Below are 24,314 nucleotides of genomic sequence, written 5' to 3' on the forward strand. Positions count from 1 at the left end.
TCGCGATCATCGGCGGAAAGGATATCCCATAGAAATATAACATTATCACAAAAATTTTGATGCAAACACGCATTTCGGGCGTTATATGTCTGATAGTGATTGAACGCGCAGCTTGTTGCGCGAGAAAGCGCCGGGATGAAGAGCGACGGCCGCCGCCAGGGCATCATGGATTTTCTGATGGACGCCGGTACGGCGTCGGTCGACGACCTTGCCTCGCGCTTCGGCGTTTCGAAGATGACCGTGCATCGCGATCTGGACGAGCTGGAGGAAAGCGGCTTCCTGCGCAAGGTGCGCGGCGGCGCCTCGATCCAGCCGAGCGGCCTGTTCGAGAGCGATTTCCGCTACCGGCAGAAGCAGGCGGCCGAGGAGAAACAGCGCCTGGCGGCCGCAGCGGTGGCGATGATCGAGCCGGGCCAGACCGTGATCATCGATGACGGCTCGACGGCGGGCGGCATTGCCGGTCGCCTCGCCGATCTTCGCCCGCTGACGGTGATCTCCAACAATCTGGCCGTCATCCAGGAACTGGCCGGCGTTGGCGGCATTACGCTGATCGCGCTCGGCGGCCAGTACAGCAAGAAGTTCCATGGCTTCTTCGGCCTGCTCACCGAGGACATGCTGAAGTCGCTGCGCGCCGATGTCGCCTTCCTGTCGTCGTCCGCCATCCATGGCGCCTCGGCCTTCCACCAGGACCAGGAAGTGGTGCAGACCAAGCGCACGATGATGGCCGTCGCGGCGCGCAAATACCTGCTGGTCGATCACGGCAAGTTCGGTCGCACTGCGCTGCATTTCCTGACCGATCTCAGGGCGTTCGACACCGTCTTCACCGGTCGCGAGCTGGAACCGCAGGTGCGCGAAGCGCTGGATGGCGCGGGCGTTTCGCTGACGGTGGTTGGCAACAAGGATTAGGGAGCAGTACGCGTGGTCTACTGGGTCGGTACAAGCTGGAAGATGAACAAGACGCTCGCCGAGGCGCTCGACTTCGCGCGAGCGCTAGCCGGCTTCGTGCCGGGTTTCGACGAGCGCATCCAGCCCTTCGTCATTCCGCCGTTCACGGCGGCGCGCGAGGTCAAAGCTGCGTTGTCGTCGACGCGCATCAAGGTCGGCGCGCAGAACATGCATTGGGCCGATGCCGGCGCCTGGACCGGCGAGATCTCTCCGCTGATGCTGACCGATTGCGGGCTCGATCTGGTCGAGCTTGGCCACAGCGAACGGCGCGAGCATTTCGGCGAGACCGACCATGCCGTTGGCCTGAAAACGGCGGCGGCGGTCAAGCACGGGCTGGTGCCGCTGATCTGCGTCGGCGAAACGCTTGCCGAGCGCGAAGGCGGCAGGGCCGATGCCGTGCTGACCGCGCAGGTGCAAGGCGCGCTGCAGTTTCTCGACGGCGAGGCAAAGGGCGCAAAGATCCTGTTCGCCTATGAGCCGGTCTGGGCGATCGGCGACAAGGGCATTCCGGCCAGCTCCGACTATGCCGACAGGCAGCAGGCGCTGATCAAGGAGGTGGCCGGCAGTCTTTTGCCTTCGGTACCGCCGGTTCTCTATGGCGGCAGCGTCAATCCGCAAAATGCCGCCGAGCTGATCGGCCAGCCCAATGTCGACGGCCTGTTCATCGGCCGCTCGGCCTGGCAGGCGGACGGCTACATCGACATCCTCCAGCGCGCCTCGGCGGCGATCTGAATCCATCGAACAGAAAGGACAAGAAAATGAAAATAGCCATTGGAGCCGATAGCGCCGGCAAGCCGCTGCTCGACGTCATCGCGGCCCATCTCGCCACCAAATCCGGCCTTACGGTTAGCGATCTCAGCCAGGCCGGCTACTATGCCGACCTGTCGCAAAAACTGGCGCAGACGATCGTCGATGGTGAGAACGATCGCGGCATCCTGTTTTGCGGCACCGGCATTGGCGTGTCGATCTCGGCCAACAAGGTGCCGGGCATCCGCGCCGCACTCACCCACGACACCTATTCGGCCGAGCGCGCGGCGAAATCCAACAACGCTCAGATCATCACCATGGGCGCGCGCGTCATCGGCCCGGAACTGGCCAAGGCGATCGTCGACACCTGGCTCGCATCCGAGTTCGACGAGAAGGGCCCGTCGGCCGGCAACGTCCAGGCCATCAATCGCCTGGACGATGCGAAACAGGCTTAGGTCAGGCTCTTTCGCATCGCGGCGATAACGGTGACCGCCGACGCCGCACCCGGATCGATATGCCCGAGCGAGCGCTCGCCGAGCCGGGAGGAGCGGCCCTTGGCGGCGATCATGTCCTTGGTCGCTTCCGCACCACGCTCGGCCGCAGCAAGCGCGGCGTCGAGGCTTTCAGCCAGGGACTTGCCGGCGGCATGCGCGGCGGCCGCCGCTTCGGCCGCCGGCTGCCAGGCGTCGATCATCGTCTTTTCGCCGATCTCGGCCTTGCCGCGATCCTTGATGCCTTGCGCCATCGCCTGGAACAGCGCGATGACGTCGGCACCCTCCAGTGCCGCCTTGCCCTTGACGGCGGCAGCAGCGCGCATGAACGCCGTCGCATAGAGCGGGCCCGACGACGCGCCGACGGCATTGAGGAAGGATTTTGCCGCAGTATTGAGCAGCGCTGTCGGTTCAACCGCAGCGAGGTCGAGCGGCGCCAACGCATCGCGTACCGCATTGAAGCCAAGCTCCATGGCGATGCCGTGGTCGGCGTCGCCGATGACGCCGTCGAGCTGGCAGAGCCGGTCCTTGTCAGCCTCGATCGCCACCGCGATGGCATCGAACATCTGCTTCAGCCGGGCCGTGTCGATGGCTGTCATGGTGTGCCTCAGCCGGCGCGGAACATGGCGCAGTCGCAAGGGTGGTCGAGCATCGTCTGCAGCTCGCCGTCGAGATGCTCCAGGGTCACCGAAGCGCCGGCCATTTCGAGCGAGGTGCAGTAATTGCCGACCCAGGTCGCATGGATGGCAACACCGATGTCGTCGAGCCGCTGCTTGACGCGCCGGTTCATGATGTAGAGCTCCATCAGCGGCGTCGAGCCGAGCGAGTTGACGAGCACGGCGACCTTGTCGCCGCGCGACGGCGCCATCTCGGCAAGGATCCTGTCCAGCATCTCGTCGGTGATCTCGTCGGCCGTCCTGAGCTTGCCGCGCGCGATGCCCGGCTCGCCATGGATGCCCATGCCGATCTCCATCTCGTCGGCGCCGATCTCGAAATTCGGCCGCCGCGTTTGCGGCAGCGAGCAGGGCGACAGCGCCACGCCCATGGTGAAGGTGTGGTCGTTGGCCTTCCTGGCGATGCGCTCGACTTCGTCGAAGGAGAGCATCCGGTCGCAGGCCGCACCAGCCGCCTTGAAGATGAAGAAATTGCCGGCGACGCCGCGCCGTTTGTCGCGCTGGTCGCGCGGCGCGGACGCGACGTCGTCGGTGGTCAGCACCGTGCGCACGTCGATGTCGTCCATATCAGCCATCTCGGCAGCCATGTCGAAATTCATCACGTCGCCGGCATAGTTGCCATACATGAACAGCACGCCGGCGCCGCCGCTCACCGCCTTGGCGCATTCGAGGATCGGGTCCGGCGGCGGCGAGGCAAAGACGTTGCCGATGGCTGCGGCATCCGCCAGCCCCTTGCCGACAAAGCCGAGAAAGGTCGGCTCATGGCCCGAGCCGCCGCCGATGACGAGGCCGACCTTGCCGGGCCGTGGACCGTCACGAGCGACGATCGAGCGCGGGCTGCCGTCCACGCTCTTGAGGTGGCGAGGATGCGCGGCGAGGATCCCTTCGAGCATCTCGTCGACGGAGCGGTTGCCGTCATTGATGATCTTCTTGGTCTGCACCGGAATCCTCCCGCCTCGGTATTTTCCCAGATATTACCGGGTGTTGCCGGGATTGCCACCCGGCAAGGGCGCTTCAAGCCGCGATCTGTTCCCGCGCGGCGAGAATCTCGACGCAGGCCTTGGCCGCCTCTTTGCCCTTCACCTGAAAGTGCTCGAAGAAGAAGCGGTGATGTTCGGCGCTGTCGTGATAATTGTGGGGCGTCAGCACCGCCGAGAGCACCGGCACGCCGGTCGCCAGCTGCACATTCATCATGCCGTCGATGACGGCGCCGGCGACGAAATCGTGCCGGTAGATGCCGCCATTGACGACGAAGGCGGTGCCGAGGATCGCGACATAGCGGCCGGTCCCGGCCAAAGTCTTGGCATGCAGTGGAATCTCGTAGGCACCCGGCACGTCGAACACATCGACGGCAAAGCGGCCGCCGCCGAGAACGGCAAGCTCGGCCTCGAACGCCGCCACGCACTGGTCGACGATGTCGGCATGCCAGCGTGCGCGAATGACGGCAACGCGAGCGATTTCATAGTCTTTTGGGGAATGCTGATTCATGGGTCCATCCTTCCGTTTCGAACCAGAATCAGGACGCACGATACGAAAATCCGGACCGCGCAAGCGGCCGTCTTCCGTTCGTTCTCTTCCATCCGGACTGTGACCGTCGGCTCCGGAATCACACCGGATCTGCTGACCCTCCTGTTACCGGGAGGCGCTCGCGGGCTTGGGTCGAAACCCTTACCGCCGGTGGGGACTTTCACCCCGCCCTGAGAACATTGACGGCATTTGTATGGAAGGGCAGTGCGTTGCTGTCAATCGCCGACAAGTGTTGGAACAACGATCCGTTCCATCTGCCAATCAGCCGCGCTCGGGGAACATCGCCTTCAACCCTTCGCGCGAGGCCTTGGCGATGCCGCGTTCGGTGATCAGGCCGGTGACCAGCCGCGCGGGCGTCACGTCGAAGGCGGGGTTTGCCGCCGGCGTCGCTTCCGGTGAGACACGCACCTGGGCGATATCGCCGGACGCGGTCTTGCCCCAGACCAGCGACACCTCGTCGCCGGAGCGCTCCTCGATCGGGATTTCGGCGAGACCGTCGCCAACCGTCCAGTCGATGGTCGGGGAGGGCAGTGCGACATAGAACGGCACGTCGTTGTCTGCGGCGGCAAGCGCCTTGAGATAGGTGCCGATCTTGTTGCAGACGTCACCACTGGCAGTCGTGCGGTCGGTGCCGACGATGACCATGTCGATCTGGCCGCGCTGCATCAGATGGCCGCCGGCATTGTCGACGATCAGCGTGTGCGGCACGCCGTGGCCGGCCATCTCCCAGGCGGTCAGCTGGGCGCCCTGGTTGCGCGGCCGCGTCTCGTCGACATAGACATGGACGGGAATGCCGGCCTCGGTCGCCAGATAGATCGGCGCCGTGGCGGTGCCGTAATCGACGGTTGCCAGCCAGCCGGCATTGCAGTGGGTCAGGATGTTGACGGTTTCGCCCTTCTGCTTGCGCCCCGCGATCGCCTTGATGATCTCAAGCCCGTTCTCGCCGATGGCGCGGTTCAGCCCGACATCCTCGTCGGCGATCTCGGCGGCGCGGCGGTAGGCTGCCTCGGCGCGTTGTTCTGCCGGCAGCGGCTTGAGGAAGCGCCGCATTTCGTCGAGCGCCCAGCGCAGGTTGATCGCTGTCGGGCGTGTCTCGTGCAAGATCTCCCAGACGGCATCGAGCGCCGCATCCGACGGGTCCTCAGTCATCTGGATGGCGACGCCATAGGCGGCGGTGACGCCGATCAGCGGCGCGCCGCGCACCCACATGTCGCGGATGGCGGTGGCGATGCCGGCAACGCTGCCGATCTTTTCGACGCGGAAATCATGCGGCAGCCAGCGCTGGTCGATGATCTCGACCGAACGCTTGTCGTCGCTCAGCCAGATGGTGCGGTAATGGCGCTCGCCGACGTTCAAATGCTGTTCTCCCGTTCGATCAGCGCGGCCAGAGTGTTGACCTCGTCGATGCTGTGGATCTGGCGCCGGTTGACGGCGAGGTGACGGCCGAACTTCAGCGCCTTTGCCTCACATCTGGCGCGCATGTCTTCGTCGGCAATGGTCTCGAAATCGGCATTGTGGGCGAGACCGAGGATGCGCCGGTGCACCTCGATGCCGGCAAAACCCAGAAGGTCGGTCCAGATCGAATGCTGCACATGGTCGAGCGCCTGTTCGGCGCCGAGCCGGTCACCCTGATCCTCGAACAGGCTCTTCTGGTAGAGCATGCCACTGCGCTCGGTCCGCCATAGATGCGAGAATTCGGTGCGGAACACGGCCCATGTCTCGACGACGACATCGAGCAGATAGGCGCGCATGGCGTCGCGCTTGCCGTTCTGCTCATGGCCGCTTTGCGAGAAGAAGGACATCCAGAAATTGGCAAGCAGCATGCCGACGTCGAAGGCCATCGGGCCGTAGAAGGCGAACTCCGGATCGATCATCCGGGTTTCCTGGTCGGTGACCATGATCGAGCCGGAATGCAAATCGCCATGCAGCAGCGTCTCGGCATTGGCGGCAAAGAGATGCTTCAGCCGCTGCGCCTCGACCTTGAGGTCGCGGTCGGCGCGCAATTCGGCCACCAGGCTGTCGAGCTGCGGGCTGGTATGGCGATTCATTTTCGCGTCGAAATAGGGGTCGGAGAACACCAGGTTCTCGGTGATGTCGCAAAGTTCGACATTGTCGGCGAACAGCGCCAGATCGGCCTTGCGATCCTTGGCCGCCATCGAGAGGTCGGAGCCGCGGAACAGGGTTCGCGCCATGAACAGGCCGATATCCCGAGCGATGTTCGGCAATTGCCGGCCTTCGATCAGCGCCCGCCGCAGAATGATGTGCGGCGACAGATACTCCATGATGATCAGCGCCTGGCCTTCGTCGAAATGATAGATCGCCGGCACCGAGCCGGGTGCGCGCGCTTCCTGCCTGGTCAGCGCATGATATTCGAAGAAGGAGCGCTTCAAGGGCAGCGGCCAGCTGTCGCCGACAAGGCGGACATAGGGCAGGGCCTGCTTGACCACCGCCGCGCCCGTCGCGCCTTCGACGATAAACACTAGGTTCAGATTGCCGTCGCCGACCTCGCGCACTTTCCAGCGACTTGTGTCCTTGCCGATCTTCGCGGTGAGCGCGTCGTTGGCGCCAAGGCGCGCCGGCAGCGTCTCGACCGATAGTGCTTCGAACGGCAATTTCTGCGTCATCGTCATCCTCCCGCATATGCGCTCCGAACATAGCGGAGGCATGGCGGCCGGGCCAAGCTAGGAAGCCATCTGGCAATTGTCAATCGTGTTGACAATTGCCGATACAGCCCATAGCGTCACGGTCAGGGAGGAACGAATGGGCGCTGATGCCGTGTTCCGTGTGGACGGCCTGAGGAAATCCTTTGGCCAGAACGAGGTGCTTGGCGGCATCTCGGTCGAGCTGCATGCCGGCGAGGTCACCGTGCTGATGGGCGCCAACGGCGCCGGCAAGTCCACCCTGGTCAAGATCATCAGCGGGGTCTACTCGCGCGGAAGCGGGAGTATGCAACTCGCCGGCAAGGTGTTCGATCCGCAGACCCCCGCCGAAGCCATCCGCGCCGGCGTCGTCACCGTGCATCAGAACATCAATGACGGCGTGGTCGCCGATCTCGATGTCGCCACCAATCTGACGCTGGACAGGCTGAGCGGCAAAGGCGTGCCGACATTCTTCAATCCGGCCCGCGTGCGCCGCGAGGCCAAGGCCGTCGCCGACCGCATGGGGCTGGCCATCGACCTCAAGGCCAGGGTCAGCGACCTGTCGTTGGCTGACCGCCAGATGGTGGCCATAGCCCGCGCCATGGCGCACCGGCCGAAAGTACTGATCCTCGACGAGCCAACCTCATCGCTGTCCAGCGCCGAGGCCGACCGGCTGTTCGCGCTGATCGACCGGCTGCGCGAGCAGGGCGTCGCAATCCTCTACATCTCGCACCGCATGTCGGATATCCGCCGGCTGGCCGACCGCATCATCTCGATGCGCGACGGCGTGGTCAGTGGCGTGTTCGACCGGAAGCCGCTCGACTATGAGGGCGCCGTCAACGCCATGCTCGGCCGTAAGATCCATCTCGACCGCGTCGTCGCCCGCAATTCGGCGCACCCCGTGCTGACGGTCGAGGGCTTGCGCATCGCGCCGGGTGCCCGGCCGATCTCGCTGACGCTCGGCGCCGGCGAGGTCGTTGCGGTCACCGGTCTCGTCGGCGTCGGCAAGACGGCGCTGGCCGAAACCCTGTTCGGCGTGCGCAGGCCGCTGTCCGGCGCCATGACGTTGAACGGCAAGCCCTACGCGCCGGGATCCACGGGCGAAGCGATCGCGGCCGGCGTGTTCCTCGTCGCCAAGGACCGCGGCGAAAACGGCATCGTCGGCGGCTTCAACATCGAGCGAAACATCAGCCTGCCGTTCCACAGGCGCATGTCGCGTTTCAGTGTTCTCAAGCGCCGCATCGAACGTGCCACCGCCCGCCGCCAGATCGACGAGCTTGGCATCGTCTGCCGCTCCGAGAAGGACGAGATGTCGGCCCTTTCCGGCGGCAACCAGCAAAAGGTGATGGTCGCCCGCTGGATGGCGCAGGAGGCAAGACTGTTCATCCTAGACGAGCCGTTCCAGGGCGTCGACATCTCGGCCAGGCGCGATATCGCCGCCAAGCTGCGGGCAAGCGCTGACGGCCGCGCCACGCTGCTGTTCGTCACCGAGCTCGACGAGGCGCTGGAGACGGCCGACCGCATCCTGGTGATGTCGGAGCAGACGATCGTCGGCGAGCACCGGAATGCCGACATCGACCTCGAGCGGTTGCTCGCCGAAGTGGCGGGCGGCCCGCTGCACAGTGCGGCATGAGTAAAGGACATGGAATGGAGCAGGCATGAGTTGGGCTAAGACGACAGCAGCGCGCGGGTGCGCCGGATGATGCTGCGCGACCATGCCATCCGCTATGGCTTCATCGTTCTTCTGTTCGGGCTGATCGCTTATTTCGCCGTCGCCGCCGACGGTTTCGTCTCGCCGCAGAGTGCTGTCTTCATCTTCCAGTCTGTCGCCATCACCGGCGTGCTGGCGCTCGGTGTCACCGCCACCCTGGTCGTCGGCGGCTTCGACCTGTCGATCGGCTCGGTCGCCACCAGCGCCATGATGGCGGCCTCCTATGTGATGGTGGTGCTCGAGCAGAACGCCGTCGTCGCGGTCGTCGCCTGCCTGCTGATCGGCGTTCTCGTCGGTCTCATCAATGGCTGGCTGATCGTCTACATGCGCGTGCCGGATCTCCTGGCGACGCTCGGCATGATGTTCCTGCTGGTCGGCCTGCAGCGCATCCCGACCGAGGGACGCTCGATCGCCACCGGCATGACCATGCCCGACGGCTCGGTCGCCAACGGCAAATTCTCCGACGCCTTCCTGGCGCTCGGCCGCCACCGCTTCGACTTCTTCATCCCGAACCTCATTCCGGTATCGGTCGTCGTGCTGCTCGTGCTCGCCGTGCTGATCTGGTTCTTCCTCGAATACACCCGCTTCGGCCGCATGATGTATGCCGTCGGCAGCAACGAACGCGCCGCCGAACTCGCCGGCGCGCCTGTCAAGGCATACAAAATCTGGGCCTACGTCATTTCGGGAGTTTTTGCCTCGATCGGCGGGATTTTGCTCGCTGCCCGGCTTGGACGCGGCGACATCGCCTCGGGTAATAATCTGCTGCTCGACGCGGTGGCGGCAGCGCTCATCGGTTACGCGGTCCTCGGGGCCGCCAAGCCCAACGCCTTCGGCACGGCCGTCGGTGCTGTGTTCGTCGGCGTGCTGCTGCAAGGGCTGACGATGATGAACGCGCCTTACTACACGCAGGATTTCGTCAAGGGCGTGGTTCTCGTTGTCGCCCTTGTCTTCACCTTCGCCCTTTCCGGCAGGGGCAAGAGATAGGGTTTCGACCGGGGCAGATTTTGGGTTCAACAAATGGAGGAAACAAAGTGACGATCACAAGAAGATTTCTGGGAAAGCTGGCGCTCGGGCTTGCCGGTGCCACGATGCTGATGCAGGCGCCTGCTCTTGCCGCGGACAAGCCGGCGCCGTTCGACAAGCCCGGCGTCAAGATCGCGCTGGTGCGCTATCTCTCGACCGGCGACTTTTTCCAGGCCTATCTCTCCGGCGTCGAGGCACAGTCGAAGGCGCTCGGCGTCGACCTGCGCGTGCTCGACAGCCGCCAGGATGCGGCCCTGCAGGCCGACATGGTCGACCAGGCCATCGCGCTCGGCGTGCAAGGCATCATCATCCAGCACGGGCTGACGGAATCGATGAAGGACGCCGCCCAGCGCGCGGTCGATGCCGGCATCAAGGTCGTCGCCTTCGACGTCAATGTCGAAAACCCCAAGATCCCGCAGATCGAACAGTCAGACCGCGACCTGGCGCGCCTCGCGCTCGAACAGGCGGTCAAGGACAATGGCGAAAGCTGGAAGGCCGGCTATGTCTACGTCGCCGGCATCGCGCCGCTCGACCGCCGCAACGAGACCTGGGTCGACGTCAAGAAGAAGTTTTCCGGCATCAACGAAGTCGCGATGTTCGGCACGCTCGACAACCCGATCGCCAACTCGGTCGCCAACCAGGCGCGCTCGGTGCTGTCGGCGCATCCCGACATCAAGGTGATGTTCGCGCCCTATGACGAGTTCGCCAAGGGTGTGAAGATCGCCGTCGACGAGGCCGGCATGAACAAGGACATCAAGATCTATTCGGCCGACATCTCGACCTCCGACATTGCCGCCATGCGCGAGCCGGACAGTGCCTGGGCGGCCACCGCGGCCACCAACCCGGCCGTCGTCGGCCAGGTCTCGGTGCGCGCGCTGGCGCAACTGCTCGCCGGTGAAGACCCCGGCCACAACGTCATCGTGCCGCCGACGCTGATCACCCAGAAAGACCTGGTCGACAAGGACATCAAGAACATGGAGGACCTGTCGGCCAAGCTGCCGCAGTTCGCCCATGCCGACGTCGCCATGCCGGCCTGGATGCCGAACCCGAACGCCAAGTAATCTTTGGCCTATTGGCAGAGGAAAAGAGCGGCTCGTGGGCCGCTCTTTTTGTTTGAGCTCTCGCTCTTCAGCCCGATCGCCCGGCGCGCGCCAGCCCATGCGCCACCAGCCGGTGGATGACTTCCGGATAGCTGACGCCGCTTGCCGCCATCGCCTTGGCATACATGCTGATGTCGGTGAAACCGGGAATGGTGTTGAGCTCGTTGATGACGAAATCCATGTTCGGCGTGACGAAGAAATCGACGCGGGCCATGCTGTCGCAGCCGACCGCGCGAAACGCCTTTGCCGCCGTCTCGCGGATCCTGGCCTCGATCTCCGGCGGCAGTTCGGCAGGCACCTTCAGTGCCGCCCCATCCTTGTCAATGTATTTGGCATCGTAGCTGTAGAAGCCGTGGCTTTCGGCCGGCACGATTTCGCCGGGGCGGGAAACGAACAGGCCGCCTTCCGTGTCCTCCAGCACGCTGCATTCGATCTCGCGACCACGAATGAACTCTTCCGCCAAAAGCTTGCGGTCGTGCTCAAAACCTTCGGCGAGCGCCCCGGCGAATTCCTGGCTGGCCGAGACCTTTCTGACGCCGACCGAGGACCCTTGCCGCGCCGGCTTGATGAACAGCGGCAGGCCGAGTTCGGCTTCCAGCGCGGCGAGGGAAGGTGCCGCACCCTCGTCGATCGTCACCGAGCGCGCGACAGGCAGCCCCGCAGCCTTCAGCAGTCGCTTGGCAATGTCCTTGTCGAGCGCCGTGGCCGAGCCAAGGATGCCGCAGCCGGCAAGCGGCACGCGTGCCACCTCGGCCAGCCCCTGCACGGCGCCGTCCTCGCCATGCAGGCCGTGCAGGACGGGAAACAAGATGTCGATGACAGGCAATTCGTAGGGCGCGCCATTGGCGGGGATCGCCAGCATCCGTCCGTGCCCGCCAGGCACCAGGCAGACCTCCGTACCAACAGACGGCGTTGTCAGTTCGCCGTCCTCGAAACTGCTCAGCAGCCATTGCCCGTCGCGGGTGACGAAGACGGGAACGGCATCGTATTTCCCCGGCTCCAGCGCGGCCATGACATTGGTCGCTGAGAGTACGGACACGTCATGCTCGGCCGAGCGCCCGCCGAAGAGCACGCCGATACGAAGTCTTTTCGCTGCCATATAGACCAACTCCACCAATGATCAGGGTTGGAGCTCCCATGCGAAACACAAGGCGCCCCTTAAACTGTTGAGCAATAAGCGAAGGATTGGAGCGGGATTTCGACCGGTTGAAGCAGTTTTTCAGCACAAAGTGTGAAAACGGTTTTCCGTCTGGAACCGCGTCAAGACCAGGAGACGGAGCGGTTCGTCGTTTTCGTGAAACAATGAACCGCTCCAAGGCATGTCCTTACATCCCTAGCGCAGCGCCGCCGCGATGTTGCCGCCGTCGACCGTCGTCACGTCGGCGGTGGTCCGCTCGGCCAGCGCCTGGTGCAGGAAGGCCTGGGCGACGTCCTCGGCCGTCACCTCTTGTCCCAGCAGATTGCCGGACATGTATTCCTTCTCCGACAGGCCGCGCGCGCCCGAGCGGCTGGCGATCATGGCGTCGGTCAACAACCCCGAGCGGATGCGGTCGGCATTGACCGCGTTCGAGCGGATGCCTTGCGCGCCGTAATCGAGAGCATATTGCCTGGACAGGAACAGCGTCGCCGCCTTGGGGATGCCGTAGGCGCCGAATTTCGGCCCCGGATTGACCGCCTGCTTGGAGGTGTTGAACAGGAGCACGCCGCCGGTGCCCTGTTCCAGCATGATGCGTACGGCGTTCTGCGCCGCAGACTGATGGGCGAAGAAATTGAGCTCGAAGCTCTTGCGCAGCAGGGCGTCGTCAAGCTCGCCGATCCGGCCTTCCCAGGCAGCGCCGGCATTGGAGACCAGGATGTCGAGGCCGCCGAAGACGGCGACTGCCTTGTCGAAGGCTGCGCGCAGCTCGGTCGGATTGGTGATGTCGGCGCCGACGCCGATCGAGCCGTTGCCGGCCTTCTTGGCCGCTTCCGCGGCCTTCGCCGGATCGAGATCGACGATGACGGCGTGCGCGCCATTGTCGGCGAACAGCTTGGCCGTGGCCGCACCGATCGCGCCGGCGCCGCCGGTGACCAGCAGCACCTGGCCGGTCAGCGGCTTCGGCTTGTTCGAGGCAAGCTTGGCCTGCTCCAGCGACCAGTATTCGAGCGGGAACAGATCGGCCTTCGACAGCGGATGGAAATGGCCAACGGCTTCGGCGCCGCGCACCGCCTCGATCCACATCTCGCCGACATCGGAAGCGATCCTGGCGTCCTTCAGCGTGCGGCCGTGGCCGAACATGCCGAGGCCGGGCACCAGCGTCAGCCGCGGCATCGGATCGAGCATGGTGCGCTTGACGTCGTCGAGCGCGTCATTGGTCTCGAAATAGGCGCGATAATCCTTGGCGAAGGTCTCGACATGGCTGCGGATGATGGATTTGTAGTCGCCGATCTTGTCGCCGTCCGGCGCCGGCACTGCCATCGGCCCGGTCTTGATGCGGATCGACAGGTCCGGCGTCGAGACGCCGCGTCCGGCATAGTCGGCAATCCTGGCCGAGTTGATAAAATCGACGATGGCGTCGGAGGTGCGGAAGTCGCTGATCATGCGGTCGAAGCGACCGTCGCCGCGCGAGACCGCCACCGCGCCGCGCAGCATTGGCGCGATGTCGTGCGGTTTCGCCAGCCTTGCCGGCAGCGCCGCTTTTTCGCTGCGCGGCTTGCCGTTCTGCGCCACATAGTCCTCGGCGACATTCACATAATGGATCATCCGGTCGTAGGCCTGCTTGGCATCGTCGCCGAAAGTGAAGATGCCGTGCTTGTCGAGGATCAGGCCTTCGACGCTCGGGTCGGCATCGAAGACATCGCCCGCCGCATTTGCCAGGTCGAATCCCGGCATGATGTAGGGCACGTAGCCCATCTTCTCGCCAAACACTTTTCGCACCAGCGGCTCGCTGTCCTGTTGGTCGACGATGGCAAGAATGGCAGTCGAGTGCGTGTGGTCGACGAATTTGTGCGGCAGGAAGGCGTGCAGCAGCGTCTCGACCGACGGGTTGGGCGAGGCGGGGTCGATGAGGTTTGCCCGCTGCAACGCCACCATGTCCTCGTCGCCGAGTTTGTTCAGCGCGCGCGCCTTGAGGAGCGCGCCCATCTTGACCGCCGGCAGGCCCTGCGGCTCGATCACGGCCATGTCCCAGCCGCTGCCCTTGACGCAGAGCACATCCCACTCGTCGCCGACGAGGTCGGTGGCCTTGGTCTTGCAGGAGGTGTTGCCGCCGCCGTGGAGCACCAGGCGTGGCTCGCCGCCGAGCAGCCGCGTCGTGTAGACGCGCAGCGCCAGATCGCGGCTGATGCCCTTCTTCGCATAGTCGGCAACCATCTTTTCGGCGTCGCCGTCATTCCACAAATTCTTCATTTCACTTCGTCCGCTTTGCTGTCTTTGGTTGCTGTGAACAGGAATGCCGCGACGCTTTGATGACAATGCGCCGGCGGCAAGGATTGTGTCCGTCTAGGAGGCCTTTTCGGTCGCAGCTCCCGCGTGCTCCAGCAGCCGCTTCGCCATACGCGCGCCGACCACGAGATGCGTGCAGAGCCCGCCGGCAAGCGCTGCGAGCAGCGGTTCGAACTTGCTGTCCTCCTGCACCACCATCAGCCGCTTTTCGATCTGGCGCAGCGACGACAGGGCCGCCGAGATGACGCGGCGATTGTAGCTGCAGTCGAGCGCCTTGCCGGCGGCGTCGATGATTTGCCCAGCGATGACGCCGGCCGCACCGGCGTCGCGCAGTAAAGCCATCTCGCCGACGCTCAGCGCGCCGCATTTGACGACATGGCTGTCGGCATCGACCGTGCCGACCGAATAGAGCGCGAGATCGCAGTCGCTTATCCCGGACAATTGCTCGCGGATCACCGGCTCGGCGCGCAAGCCATGCGCCAGCGCTTCCGTCGTCAGCACCAGCGGCGCGTAGAAATTCAGCCCCTTGGCGTTGAGCCGGCGCGCGATTTCCATCGTGCACTGGTCCGGGCGGTAGGAATAGGGCGCGCCGAGATTACCGCAGAGCTGCACCACCGTGACGTCCTGCAGGTCGGCATAGGACATGATGTCGGCGATGGTGTAGATGGTTCGGCCCCAGGCGACGCCGATGCGGTCGCCCTTCCTGACCAGTTCGAGAAAGACGCTCGCCGCCAGCACCGCGATGTCGGTCGACGGATCGATGACATAGTCGTTTTCCGGCGCGATCCAGACAGCGTCGAGCTTTAGCGCGTCCTCGAGCCGGCGCGCCATGACGTCGTCGGTGAAGAGCTGGGTCGAGGTCGAGATGTTGACGATGCCGGTCTCGCGCGCCTTGCGCAGATACATGGCGACCGAAGCGCGCGAAATGTTGAGCTGGTTGGCGACCTGGTCCTGCCGCAGGCCATGGGCATAGTAAAGCCAGGCGGCCTTGTGGATAAGCTGTTCTGCCGGTCGGATCGCCATGCCATCTCCTCGGCTGACATTATTCACGGCTCTCGACAAAAGTCAAATTGAGCAGAGGCATGCGATGCTCGCCCGCCCGCCGAATCTGGATCATCATTGTGCCAAATGCACCATGTCGTGGCATCGTTGTTGGTGACGCGGCGCGAGGCCTGTGATTAGAAAGTCGGCAATATAGACATTGGGGAGGATGGGATGGGCAATCCCTACGAACAGGATCTCGACAGGAACGCCGCCAACCACCAGCCGCTGACGCCGCTGACCTATCTGGAGCGCGCGGCCAGGACCTATCCCGACCATGTTGCCATCATCCATGGCAGCCAGCGCATCGCCTATCGCGATTTCTGGCGGCGTTCGCTGAAGCTCGCCTCGGCGCTCTCGAAGCGCGGCATCGGCAAGGGCGATACCGTGACTGTGATGCTCTCCAACACGCCGCCGATGCTGGAAGCGCATTTCGGTGTGCCGATGACCAAAGCGGTGTTGCATTCGCTCAACACCCGCCTCGATGCAGCGGTAATCGCCTTCCAGATCGACCATGCCGAGACGAAAGTCCTCATCGTCGACCGCGAATTTTCGGGCGTCATGAAGGAGGCTCTGGCGCAGGCCAAGGCCAGGCCGCTGATCATCGACTATGACGATCTCGAATACGCCACTGATGCTCCCTATCCGAAGGGCGAGCGCATCGGCTCGCTCGACTATGAGGCGTTCGTCGCCGGCGGCGACGAGGATTTTACCTGGGCGATGCCCGACGACGAATGGGACGCCATCTCGCTCAATTACACTTCGGGCACGACCGGCAACCCGAAGGGTGTCGTCTACCACCATCGCGGCGCAGCGCTGATGGCCTACACCAACACCATCCATGCCGGCATGGCCAAGCACGCGGTGTATCTGTGGACGCTGCCGATGTTCCACTGCAATGGCTGGTGCTTTCCCTGGACGCTCGCCGTGCAGGCCGGCACCCATGTCTGCCTGCGCTGGGTGCGGCCGAAGCCGATCTACGATGCGATTGCCGATCATGGCGTCACCCATCTCTGCGGCGCGCCGATCGTGATGTCGGTGCTGATCAATGCGAAGGACGAGGATAAGCGCCAGTTCCCGCAGATGGTCACATTCAACACGGCCGCGGCACCGCCGCCGGAGGCGGTGCTGTCGGGTATGGCCGATGCCGGCTTTGCGGTCACCCATCTCTACGGCCTGACCGAGACCTACGGGCCGGCGGTCGTCAACGAATGGCACAATGAGTGGGACGGGCTGGAGAAGGGCCCGAGGACAGCGAAGAAGGCCAGGCAGGGCGTTCGCTATGCGGCGCTCGAGGGTCTGACTGTGATGAACCCCGAGACGATGACGGAGACGCCGGCCGACGGCGAGACCATCGGCGAGGTCATGTTCCGCGGCAACATCGTCATGAAGGGCTATCTGAAGAACCGCAAGGCAACCGACGAGGCCTTCGCCGGCGGCTGGTTCCACTCCGGCGACCTCGGCGTCATGCATGCCGACGGCTACATCCAGCTCAAGGACCGATCCAAGGACATCATCATTTCGGGCGGCGAGAACATCTCCTCGATCGAGGTCGAGGACGCGCTCTACAAGCATCCCGCCGTCGCCTCCTGCGGCGTCGTCGCCCGGGCCGACGACAAATGGGGCGAGGTGCCGGTCGCCTATGTCGAACTGAAGCCTGCCAAGACGGCGACCGAGGCCGAGATCATCGATCACTGCCGCGCCCTGCTTGCGCGCTTCAAGGTGCCGAAGGCGGTGGTGTTCGCCGAGATTCCGAAGACGTCGACCGGGAAGATCCAGAAGTTCCGGCTAAGGGAAATGGCGAAGGGCACCTGACTTCGTCATCCTAGGGTGGAGCAGTCGCGAAGCGACGTCGCGGAAACCCTAGGATCCATGCCGCGACCTTACGGCCGTGCTCCAGCGGTCGAGAATGACCGGCGGCGGACGTCAGGCGTGTATCGGCGTAACTTCTTGATACCGCTGCATTCTTCGACACGCGTCACGGCATGGATCCTAGGGTCTGCGCCGCGTCGCTGCGCTCCTTGCTTCGCCCTAGGATGACGACCGGATCAGCGCCATTGGCCAATCGCGAACGTTGGTCATTGCCTCTTTGCGACTGTCACCATCTGTCACCAATTATACGCGTACGTCGAATCCGCGTTGACATCTCACGAATTTCGATTTACGACTGATGAAAATTGAAATTCGTCACTCGTAATTTGACAGAGAGCCATGCCCGAGATCGCCAACATCGTGGCCGACCCGACCCGCCAGGAGAATGTCACCCGCATTCTCGACTGCGCCGAACGCCTGTTCCGCCACTATGGCTACGGCAAGACCAATGTCGCCGACATTGCCCGCGAACTCGGCATGTCGCCGGCCAACATCTACCGCTTCTTCGCCTCCAAGGTCGAAATCCACCAGGCCGTTTGCGGCCGGATGCTCGGCGCCAGCTATCAGATGGCCTACGAGATTTCCCGCCTGCCGATCAGCGCCGAGGAGCGGCTGCGTCGCTACGTGCATGCGCAATACAAGATGACGATGGAGGTCATGCTCGACGATCAGAAGGTGCATGAGATGGTCATCGTGGCGCTCGAGCGCGACTGGGGCGTCATCGACAAGCATGTCGACAGCATCCACGATCTGTTCGCCGAGGTGATCCGCCAGGGCATCGAGGCCGGCGAGTTCGCCGAGCAGGATCCGGTGATCGCGTCGCGCTGCTTCGGCGCCGCCACCGTCATCCTGTGCCATCCGCAGATGGTGGCGCAATGTCTTGCCAAGACCAACCGGGCGATGCCCGACGACCTCATCGATTACGCGATCAAGGCCTTGAAGAAATAGCCGCCGCCCGCCGGGCGCCGGAAGACAGTTCATCTCCAGTTTGGGAGTACTAAGGTGTCTTTGTCCAATTCCATCATGAGCAGGCTCCCGGCAGTCGGTCCGGCCGTGCTCGTCGTCGCGGTACTTGGGCTTGCCGGCTGCAGCCAGGAGAAGGCCGAAGTCAAGGATATCATCCGGCCGGTCAAGGTGGTCGAGATCGGTCAGGCGCAGACCACCCGCGAGCTCGACTATTCCGGCTCGGTGCGTGCCCGCACCGAGATGAACCTCGGCTTCCGTGTCGCCGGCAAGGTCACCGAGCGGCTCGTCGACATCGGCCAGCATGTGACTTCGGGCGATGTGCTGGCCCGCATCGACCCCTCCGACTACGACTTGTCGGTCAAGAGTGCGGCGGCGAGCCTCGACGCTGCCGAGCGGCAGGTCGAGACGGTCGATCTGACCAAGAAGCGCGCCGAGCAGCTCTACGCCAAGAACTTCGCGTCGAAGTCGCAGCTTGAGCAGGCGACACTGACCTACAATCAGGCGGTGGCGACGCGCGATGCTGCCCGCTCGACCCTTGCCCAGGCCCGCAACCAGGTCGGCTACACCGATCTCAAGGCAAGCCAGGACGGCATCGTCACCACCGTCACCGCCGATGTCGGCCAGGTGGTTGGCGCCGGCACGCCGGTCATGACCGTCGCCGTCGACGGCGAGAAGGAAGTGCTGATCGCCGTTCCGGAAATGGATATCGCCGAATTCAAGCCGGGCAAGGACGTCAAGGCGAGCTTCTGGTCGGACGATGCGCTGACGCTTGCCGGCAAGGTCCGCGAGGTTGCCGGCAGCGCCGATCCGCAGTCGCGCACCTTTGCCGTTCGCGTCTCGCTGCCCAACGATCCGCGCGTGCTGCTCGGCATGACCGCCAATATCGAAGCCTCGGTGGCGAGCCGGCAGCAGATGGTGTCGGTGCCGCTCAGCGCGCTCGCCGAGAAGGACGGCCAGAAGATCGTCTGGACCGTCGACCGCAGCAGCGGGACGGTGCATCCGCGCCCGGTCAAGGTCGGCGACTTCACCGCCGATGGCGTCAATGTCGCCGACGGTCTGAAGCAGGGCGACGTGGTGGTTGCCGCCGGCACCCAGTTCATGACCGAGAACCTGAAGGTCAAGCTCTCCGGTGATGCAGCGCAGCAGGCCGCATCGGCGGAAAATGATGGCGAGACCACCAGCAGCCTGCGCTAAAGCCCAGGCAAAATGAAAACCCACTTGTCATCACCTTTGGCGGAAGCCGCAGGGGTCTGGTGGGTCACGGTTTCCGGGCGACGAGTGCCCGATTGTCGAGACGTCGGGTCGATGTAACCCCCACATCCGTCCTCGCGTCCCAACGCGACGAGTGTCTCTCCGCTCGGAAAGCCTCGTCGCCCGGAAGCCAGCATCGGAAATTCCGTGAGCATGCCGCGCGCATGCGCCGACAATCAATTGGATTGGACTGACGCCGATGACCACCGACACGAATGAAAAGAAGCCGTTCAACCTTTCGCGCTGGGCAATCGGACACCCGAGCATTGCGCGCTTCCTGTTTGGCCTGATCATCATTGCCGGCGCGCTCGGCCTGATGCGCATGGGCCAGAAGGAAGATCCGGATTTCACCTTCCGCGTCATGGTCGTCCAGGCGGTCTGGCCAGGCTCCTCGATCAAGGAGATGGAAGACCAGGTCGTCAACAAGATCGAGCGCAAGCTGCAGGAAACGCCGCATCTCGATTTCGTGCGCTCCTACACCCGTGCCGGCAGTGCCATCATCACCGTCCAGATCAAGGGCGACACCAACGCCGACCAGGTGAAGGATGCCTTCTACCAAGTGCGCAAGAAGGTCGGCGATATCGCCGCCGATCTGCCGCAAGGCTTGCTCGGTCCCTATTTCAACGACGAGTTCGGCGACACCTTCATCACGCTGCATTCGATCAGCGGCGACGGCTACAGCTATCCCGAGCTGAAGAAGTTCGCCATCCAGGCGCGCGACATGCTCTTGACGACGCCCGGTGTCGAGAAGGCGGTCATCATCGGCGACCAGCCGGAGAAACTTTATATCGACGTTTCGTCCAAGGCGCTCGCCGAACGTGGCCTGACGCTCACCGACCTGCAGAATGCCATCAAGGGCCAGAACAATGTCGATCCGGCGGGCTCGGTCGACACCGGCCTGCGTTCGGTGCGCATCTCGGTTGAGGGCGACGTGACCAAGGCGGCCGACATCCGCGAGCTGCGCCTGCGCGCCGGCAGCCAGGTGACGCGTCTCGGCGACATCGCCACGGTAACCTCCGGTCTCGAGGATCCCTACCAGCGCAAATACCGCTTCAACGGCCACGAGAGCGTCCAGGTCGGCGTCGTCATGGCCAAGGGCTTCAACGTCAGGGACGTCGGCAAGGACGTCGAGGCGACCTATCAGCGCTTCGAGGAAGGGCTGCCCTATGGTGTTGCGGTCGACCAGATCTCCGACCAGCCCGAGGTCGTCAAGGATGCCGTCAACGAGTTCATGGAGGCGCTCGGCGAGGCGCTGCTGATCGTGCTCGTCGTTTCGTTCCTGTCGATCGGCTGGCGCTCCGGTCTGGTGATCGCGATCGCCATTCCGCTGGTGCTCGCCGCCACTTTTGCCATCATGTACGAGATCGGCATCGACCTGCAGCGCATCTCGCTTGGCGCGCTGATCATTGCGCTCGGCCTGCTCGTCGACGACGCCATGATTGTCGTCGAGATGATGGAACGAAAGCTCGAGGAAGGGCTGGTCAAGATCGAGGCGGCGAGCTTCGCCTACTCCTCGACCGCCTTCCCGATGCTGACCGGCACGCTGATCACCACCGCCGGCTTCATCCCGGTCGGCTTCGCCGCCTCGACGGCCGGCGAATATGTGCGCACCCTGTTCTACGTCGTCGGCATCGCGCTGGTCGTGTCCTGGTTCGTCGCGGTCTATTTCACGCCGTGGCTCGGCTACATGATCCTGAAGCAGCGCAAGCATGCCGGCAATCATCACGATGCCTTCGACACCAGCTTCTACCGGCGGCTGCGCGCCACCGTCGGCTGGGCGGTGCGCCACCGCATCATCGTGCTGGCAATGACGCTGATGACCTTTGCCGGCAGCCTGTGGGCGTTCCAGTTCATCCCGCAGAATTTCTTCCCGCAGTCCTCGCGTCCGGAAATCCTCGTCGATCTCTGGCTGCCGGAAGGCACCTCAATCAAGGAGGTCGAGACGCAGGCCAAGGCGCTGGAATCCAGGATGATGGACGACCAGGACAAGCGCTTCATCGCCACCTATATCGGCGAGGGCGCGCCGCGCTTCTTCCTGCCGCTCGACCAGCAGCTCAGGAATCCGAACTTCGCCCAGCTTCTGGTGATGGCCAAGGACGAGCCGGCCCGCGAGAGGCTGATCGTCAAGCTGCGCACCATATTGGCGCAGGATTTCCCCTCGATCCGTTCCAAGGTCGACCGCCTGTTCCTCGGCCCGCCGACGGGCTGGCCGGTGCAGATGCGCGTCATGGGTCCGGATCGCCAGGAGGTGCGCCGCATCGCCGATGAGGTGAAGGCCAAGTTCCAGGCCAATCCGCTGCTCGGCGCCGTCCACGATGACTGGCTGGAGCCGGTGCCGGCAATGAAACTGGTCATCGACCAGGACCGCGCCCGTGCACTCGGCGTCAGCTCGCAGCGCATCCGCCAGATGCTGCAGGCAACCATGTCCGGCGCGCCGCTCGACGACTTCCGCGACGGCGAGGAGACGGTCTCCATCGTCGCCCGCGAGCCGGAGGCGAGCCGCAAGCTGCTGTCCTCGGTCGACTCGGTCTATATCCCGACCGACTTCGGTGGCTTCGTGCCGCTGTCGCAGGTGGCCAAGGTCGTTCCGGTGCTGGAGCAGGGCGTCGAATGGCGTCGCGACCGCTTGCCGACCATCTCGGTGCGCGGCACGCTGCCGGACGGCGTGCAGTCCAACGATGTCGTCACCAAGATGTACAACGACATCAAGGGCCTGCGCGACGGTCTCGCGCCCGGCTACAAGATCGAGATCCAGGGCGGTGCCGAGGATTCGGCCGAGAGCCAGGCTTCGATCGCCGCCAAGGCGCCGATCATGCTGGCCATCATCGTCGTGCTTTTGATGATCCAGCTGCAGCATTTCGGCAAGGCGATGCTGGTGCTGGCCACCGGCCCGCTCGGCATCATCGGTGCGGCGGCGGCCCTCCTGATCAGCGGCGCGCCGTTCGGCTTCGTCGCCATCCTTGGCGTCATCGCGCTGCTCGGCATCATCATGCGCAACTCGATCATCCTGGTCGACCAGATCGACCAGGACATAGCCAGAGGCATGGAACGCTCGGAGGCCATCATCGGCTCGGCTGTCCGCCGTTTCCGGCCGATCGTGCTGACGGCGATGACGGCGGTGCTGGCGCTCATCCCGATCTCGCGCGCTGTGTTCTGGGGTCCGCTCGCCTACGCCATGATGGGCGGCATCCTTGTCGCCACCGTGCTTACCATCCTGGTGCTGCCGGCTGCCTACGCTCTGTTCTTCGGCCGCGAGCCCAAGAAGGCGCGGGACGAAGAGCAGGCGCCGGAACCCGAATTGATCGAGAGCAGCGAAAGGCCACAACTGGCACTGGCCGCGGAATAAGGTGGCAGCCTTGGATCATCCGCCATCGCCACTGGCCGATGGCGGATGATCCGTATCACAAGCCTGGCGGGCGAAAAATGCTCCCCAGCACCGGCTTCGCAAAACACAATTCCTTTTCAGCGGGCCGATAGAGGCCGATTCTGTGGCGATATCGAAGCGGCAACGCTCGGCATCACTGGATCATCTCCCATGGCAGAAAAACGGCAATTGCGTCTCGGCGCCTTCATGCGTCCGGTCAGCCTCCACACCGGCGCCTGGCGCCATCCGGGCGCCTATCCCGACGCCAACTTCAATTTCGCGCATCTGAAGCGCTTCGCGCAGACGCTCGAGGCGGCGAAGTTCGATGCCTTCTTCATGGCCGATCACCTGGCCGTGCTCAACATGCCGATCGAAGCGCTGCGGCGCAGCCACACGGTGACCTCCTTCGAGCCGTTCACGCTGTTGTCGGCGCTCGCCGCCGTCACCGATCACATCGGCTTGGTCGCCACCGCCTCGACCACCTTCGACGCGCCCTACCACATCGCCCGCCGCTTCGCCTCGCTTGATCACATCAGCGGCGGACGCGCCGGCTGGAATATCGTGACGACGTCCAATCCCGACGCCGCGCTGAATTTCGGTCTCGACGAGCATGTCGAGCATGATGAGCGTTACCACCGGGCGCGGGAATTCTACGATGTCGTCACCGGCCTGTGGGACAGTTTTGCCGACGACGCATTCATCCGCGACGCCGAGAGCGGGCTCTATTTCGATCCGGCGAGGCTGCATGTGCTGGACCACAAGGGCGAGCACCTCTCGGTGCGCGGGCCGCTCAACATCGCACGCCCGGTGCAGGGCTGGCCGGTGATCGTCCAGGCCGGTGCCTCGGAGGCGGGGCGGCAGCTGGCCGCCGAAACGGCAGAGGTGATCTTCGCCGCCCATGCCGATCTTGCGGCGGGGCAGCGCTTCTTCGCCGACGTCAAGGCGCGCGCGCAGAAACTCGGCCGCTCGCGTGACGATATCAAGATCCTGCCCGGCGCCTTCGTCATTGTCGGCGACAGCGTCGAGGAAGCGCGGGCCAAGCGGGCGAAGCTCGACAGCCTGGTCTACTATGAGAGCGGCATCGCGTCGCTGTCGATCGCTCTTGGCCATGACGCGTCGGCCTTCGATCCCGACGCGCCCCTGCCGGAAATACCGGAGACCAATGCCTCGAAGAGCAGCCGCGAGCGCGTCATCGAACTCGCGCGGACGGAGAACCTCACCGTCCGCCAGCTTGCCCAGCGGCTGGGCGGCTATTCGGGACTCGCCTTTGTCGGCACGGCGAAAACCATCGCCGACGAGATGGAGGAATGGCTGCTTGCCGACGGCTCCGACGGTTTCAACGTCATGTTCCCGTATCTTCCTGCCGGGTTGGACGACTTTGTCGAGAAGGTGGTGCCGGAGCTGCAACGTCGAGGCATTTTCAGGCGGCAGTATGAGGGATCGACGCTGCGCGAGAACCTCGGCTTGAAGCGGCCGCCCAACCGGTTCTTCGAAGACGCGACAGTCCGCAAGGCCGGCTGATACCGGCCTGGAGGAGAC

Annotated in this window: 19 protein-coding genes and 1 riboswitch; of the genes, 11 read left to right on the forward strand and 8 right to left on the reverse strand. The window is 64.1% G+C overall.

Annotation, left to right across the window (positions count from 1 at the left end; genetic code table 11):
• The first annotated feature begins 135 nt into the window (after window positions 1-135).
• The 3 genes from A6B35_RS10990 to derI are packed head-to-tail and all read left to right on the forward strand — an operon-like array spanning window position 136 to window position 2,147.
• Window positions 136-906 (forward strand): DeoR/GlpR family DNA-binding transcription regulator, encoded by a 771-nt coding sequence (locus A6B35_RS10990; RefSeq protein WP_006201965.1) that lies wholly within the window; start codon window positions 136-138, stop codon window positions 904-906.
• 42 nt (window positions 907-948) lie between these two features.
• A complete protein-coding gene (locus A6B35_RS10995) occupies window positions 949-1,677 on the forward strand; it encodes a triose-phosphate isomerase (protein ID WP_244425920.1) in 729 nt (242 codons plus the stop codon).
• Between the two features lie 26 nt (window positions 1,678-1,703).
• On the forward strand, window positions 1,704-2,147 hold the full coding sequence (gene derI / locus A6B35_RS11000; protein ID WP_006201963.1) for a D-erythrulose-4-phosphate isomerase: 444 nt from the start codon (window positions 1,704-1,706) through the stop codon (window positions 2,145-2,147).
• Here the strand turns inward: derI and dhaL are convergent.
• From dhaL to mtnK, 5 genes are all read right to left on the reverse strand, one after another.
• The gene (gene dhaL, locus A6B35_RS11005) at window positions 2,144-2,782 is read right to left on the reverse strand and encodes a dihydroxyacetone kinase subunit DhaL (RefSeq protein ID WP_006201962.1); all 639 of its coding nucleotides are present in this window, start codon (window positions 2,780-2,782) and stop codon (window positions 2,144-2,146) included. The genes derI and dhaL overlap by 4 nt on opposite strands.
• Window positions 2,783-2,790: 8 nt before the next feature.
• Window positions 2,791-3,798 carry a dihydroxyacetone kinase subunit DhaK gene (locus A6B35_RS11010; protein ID WP_006201961.1) on the reverse strand — a complete coding sequence of 336 codons (1,008 nt, stop codon included), beginning with the start codon at window positions 3,796-3,798 and terminating at the stop codon, window positions 2,791-2,793.
• Between the two features lie 73 nt (window positions 3,799-3,871).
• Window positions 3,872-4,345 carry a 6,7-dimethyl-8-ribityllumazine synthase gene (locus A6B35_RS11015; RefSeq protein ID WP_006201960.1) on the reverse strand — a complete coding sequence of 158 codons (474 nt, stop codon included), beginning with the start codon at window positions 4,343-4,345 and terminating at the stop codon, window positions 3,872-3,874.
• Window positions 4,346-4,421: 76 nt separating this feature from the next.
• A riboswitch (FMN riboswitch) is annotated at window positions 4,422-4,566 on the reverse strand.
• A 79-nt stretch (window positions 4,567-4,645) separates the two neighbouring features.
• Window positions 4,646-5,740 carry an S-methyl-5-thioribose-1-phosphate isomerase gene (mtnA, locus tag A6B35_RS11020; RefSeq protein ID WP_006201959.1) on the reverse strand — a complete coding sequence of 365 codons (1,095 nt, stop codon included), beginning with the start codon at window positions 5,738-5,740 and terminating at the stop codon, window positions 4,646-4,648.
• Window positions 5,737-7,008, reverse strand: coding sequence for an S-methyl-5-thioribose kinase (gene mtnK / locus A6B35_RS11025; RefSeq protein WP_006201958.1), 1,272 nt, complete (start codon window positions 7,006-7,008; stop codon window positions 5,737-5,739). The genes mtnA and mtnK overlap by 4 nt, the downstream gene beginning before the upstream one ends.
• 136 nt (window positions 7,009-7,144) lie before the next feature.
• On the opposite strand from mtnK, the gene A6B35_RS11030 reads away from it, so the two are divergent.
• The 3 genes from A6B35_RS11030 (at window position 7,145) to A6B35_RS11040 (ending at window position 10,818) form a co-directional block, all read left to right on the forward strand.
• Window positions 7,145-8,656 (forward strand): sugar ABC transporter ATP-binding protein, encoded by a 1,512-nt coding sequence (locus A6B35_RS11030; protein WP_006201957.1) that lies wholly within the window; start codon window positions 7,145-7,147, stop codon window positions 8,654-8,656.
• A gap of 66 nt (window positions 8,657-8,722) precedes the next feature.
• Complete coding sequence (locus A6B35_RS11035; RefSeq protein WP_006201956.1) at window positions 8,723-9,718, forward strand: ABC transporter permease; 996 nt, start codon at window positions 8,723-8,725, stop codon at window positions 9,716-9,718.
• A 47-nt stretch (window positions 9,719-9,765) separates the two neighbouring features.
• Window positions 9,766-10,818 (forward strand): substrate-binding domain-containing protein, encoded by a 1,053-nt coding sequence (locus A6B35_RS11040; protein ID WP_006201955.1) that lies wholly within the window; start codon window positions 9,766-9,768, stop codon window positions 10,816-10,818.
• Between the two features lie 67 nt (window positions 10,819-10,885).
• On the opposite strand, the gene A6B35_RS11045 is transcribed toward A6B35_RS11040, so the two are convergent.
• From A6B35_RS11045 to A6B35_RS11055, 3 genes are all read right to left on the reverse strand, one after another.
• Window positions 10,886-11,956 (reverse strand): D-alanine--D-alanine ligase family protein, encoded by a 1,071-nt coding sequence (locus tag A6B35_RS11045; protein WP_040582702.1) that lies wholly within the window; start codon window positions 11,954-11,956, stop codon window positions 10,886-10,888.
• A gap of 234 nt (window positions 11,957-12,190) precedes the next feature.
• On the reverse strand, window positions 12,191-14,245 hold the full coding sequence (locus A6B35_RS11050; RefSeq protein ID WP_065518183.1) for a bifunctional aldolase/short-chain dehydrogenase: 2,055 nt from the start codon (window positions 14,243-14,245) through the stop codon (window positions 12,191-12,193).
• A gap of 93 nt (window positions 14,246-14,338) precedes the next feature.
• Entirely contained in the window at window positions 14,339-15,304 is a 966-nt protein-coding gene (locus tag A6B35_RS11055) for a sugar-binding transcriptional regulator (protein WP_006201951.1), read from the reverse strand.
• A gap of 192 nt (window positions 15,305-15,496) precedes the next feature.
• Here A6B35_RS11055 and A6B35_RS11060 point away from each other — a divergent pair, with 192 nt between their 5' ends.
• The 5 genes from A6B35_RS11060 (at window position 15,497) to A6B35_RS11080 (ending at window position 24,296) form a co-directional block, all read left to right on the forward strand.
• Window positions 15,497-17,137 carry an acyl-CoA synthetase gene (locus tag A6B35_RS11060; RefSeq protein ID WP_006201950.1) on the forward strand — a complete coding sequence of 547 codons (1,641 nt, stop codon included), beginning with the start codon at window positions 15,497-15,499 and terminating at the stop codon, window positions 17,135-17,137.
• Between the two features lie 396 nt (window positions 17,138-17,533).
• A complete protein-coding gene (locus A6B35_RS11065) occupies window positions 17,534-18,142 on the forward strand; it encodes a TetR/AcrR family transcriptional regulator (RefSeq protein ID WP_006201949.1) in 609 nt (202 codons plus the stop codon).
• A gap of 75 nt (window positions 18,143-18,217) precedes the next feature.
• Window positions 18,218-19,354 (forward strand): efflux RND transporter periplasmic adaptor subunit, encoded by a 1,137-nt coding sequence (locus A6B35_RS11070; RefSeq protein WP_167361598.1) that lies wholly within the window; start codon window positions 18,218-18,220, stop codon window positions 19,352-19,354.
• 256 nt (window positions 19,355-19,610) lie between these two features.
• Complete coding sequence (locus tag A6B35_RS11075; RefSeq protein WP_006201947.1) at window positions 19,611-22,757, forward strand: efflux RND transporter permease subunit; 3,147 nt, start codon at window positions 19,611-19,613, stop codon at window positions 22,755-22,757.
• A 189-nt stretch (window positions 22,758-22,946) separates the two neighbouring features.
• Window positions 22,947-24,296: an LLM class flavin-dependent oxidoreductase gene (locus A6B35_RS11080; protein WP_040582698.1), complete on the forward strand. Its 1,350-nt coding sequence runs from the start codon at window positions 22,947-22,949 to the stop codon at window positions 24,294-24,296.
• Window positions 24,297-24,314 lie beyond the last annotated feature (18 nt).

Source organism: Mesorhizobium amorphae CCNWGS0123 (genome assembly GCF_001686985.1).
GTDB classification, from domain to species: domain Bacteria; phylum Pseudomonadota; class Alphaproteobacteria; order Rhizobiales; family Rhizobiaceae; genus Mesorhizobium; species Mesorhizobium amorphae.

What these genes read in the sequence shown, in the direction of transcription:
- A6B35_RS11070 (WP_167361598.1), top strand. Translation starts at nt 18,218, where the DNA reads ATGAGCAGGCTCCCGGCAGTCGGTCCGGCCGTGCTCGTCGTCGCGGTA.
- A6B35_RS11030 (WP_006201957.1), top strand. Translation starts at nt 7,145, where the DNA reads ATGGGCGCTGATGCCGTGTTCCGTGTGGACGGCCTGAGGAAATCCTTT.
- derI (WP_006201963.1), top strand. Translation starts at nt 1,704, where the DNA reads ATGAAAATAGCCATTGGAGCCGATAGCGCCGGCAAGCCGCTGCTCGAC.
- mtnK (WP_006201958.1), bottom strand. Translation starts at nt 7,008, where the DNA reads ATGACGCAGAAATTGCCGTTCGAAGCACTATCGGTCGAGACGCTGCCG.
- A6B35_RS11045 (WP_040582702.1), bottom strand. Translation starts at nt 11,956, where the DNA reads ATGGCAGCGAAAAGACTTCGTATCGGCGTGCTCTTCGGCGGGCGCTCG.
- A6B35_RS11050 (WP_065518183.1), bottom strand. Translation starts at nt 14,245, where the DNA reads ATGAAGAATTTGTGGAATGACGGCGACGCCGAAAAGATGGTTGCCGAC.
- A6B35_RS10990 (WP_006201965.1), top strand. Translation starts at nt 136, where the DNA reads ATGAAGAGCGACGGCCGCCGCCAGGGCATCATGGATTTTCTGATGGAC.
- dhaL (WP_006201962.1), bottom strand. Translation starts at nt 2,782, where the DNA reads ATGACAGCCATCGACACGGCCCGGCTGAAGCAGATGTTCGATGCCATC.
- A6B35_RS10995 (WP_244425920.1), top strand. Translation starts at nt 949, where the DNA reads ATGAACAAGACGCTCGCCGAGGCGCTCGACTTCGCGCGAGCGCTAGCC.
- A6B35_RS11080 (WP_040582698.1), top strand. Translation starts at nt 22,947, where the DNA reads ATGGCAGAAAAACGGCAATTGCGTCTCGGCGCCTTCATGCGTCCGGTC.
- A6B35_RS11065 (WP_006201949.1), top strand. Translation starts at nt 17,534, where the DNA reads ATGCCCGAGATCGCCAACATCGTGGCCGACCCGACCCGCCAGGAGAAT.
- A6B35_RS11015 (WP_006201960.1), bottom strand. Translation starts at nt 4,345, where the DNA reads ATGAATCAGCATTCCCCAAAAGACTATGAAATCGCTCGCGTTGCCGTC.
- A6B35_RS11060 (WP_006201950.1), top strand. Translation starts at nt 15,497, where the DNA reads ATGGGCAATCCCTACGAACAGGATCTCGACAGGAACGCCGCCAACCAC.
- A6B35_RS11075 (WP_006201947.1), top strand. Translation starts at nt 19,611, where the DNA reads ATGACCACCGACACGAATGAAAAGAAGCCGTTCAACCTTTCGCGCTGG.
- A6B35_RS11035 (WP_006201956.1), top strand. Translation starts at nt 8,723, where the DNA reads ATGATGCTGCGCGACCATGCCATCCGCTATGGCTTCATCGTTCTTCTG.
- A6B35_RS11055 (WP_006201951.1), bottom strand. Translation starts at nt 15,304, where the DNA reads ATGGCGATCCGACCGGCAGAACAGCTTATCCACAAGGCCGCCTGGCTT.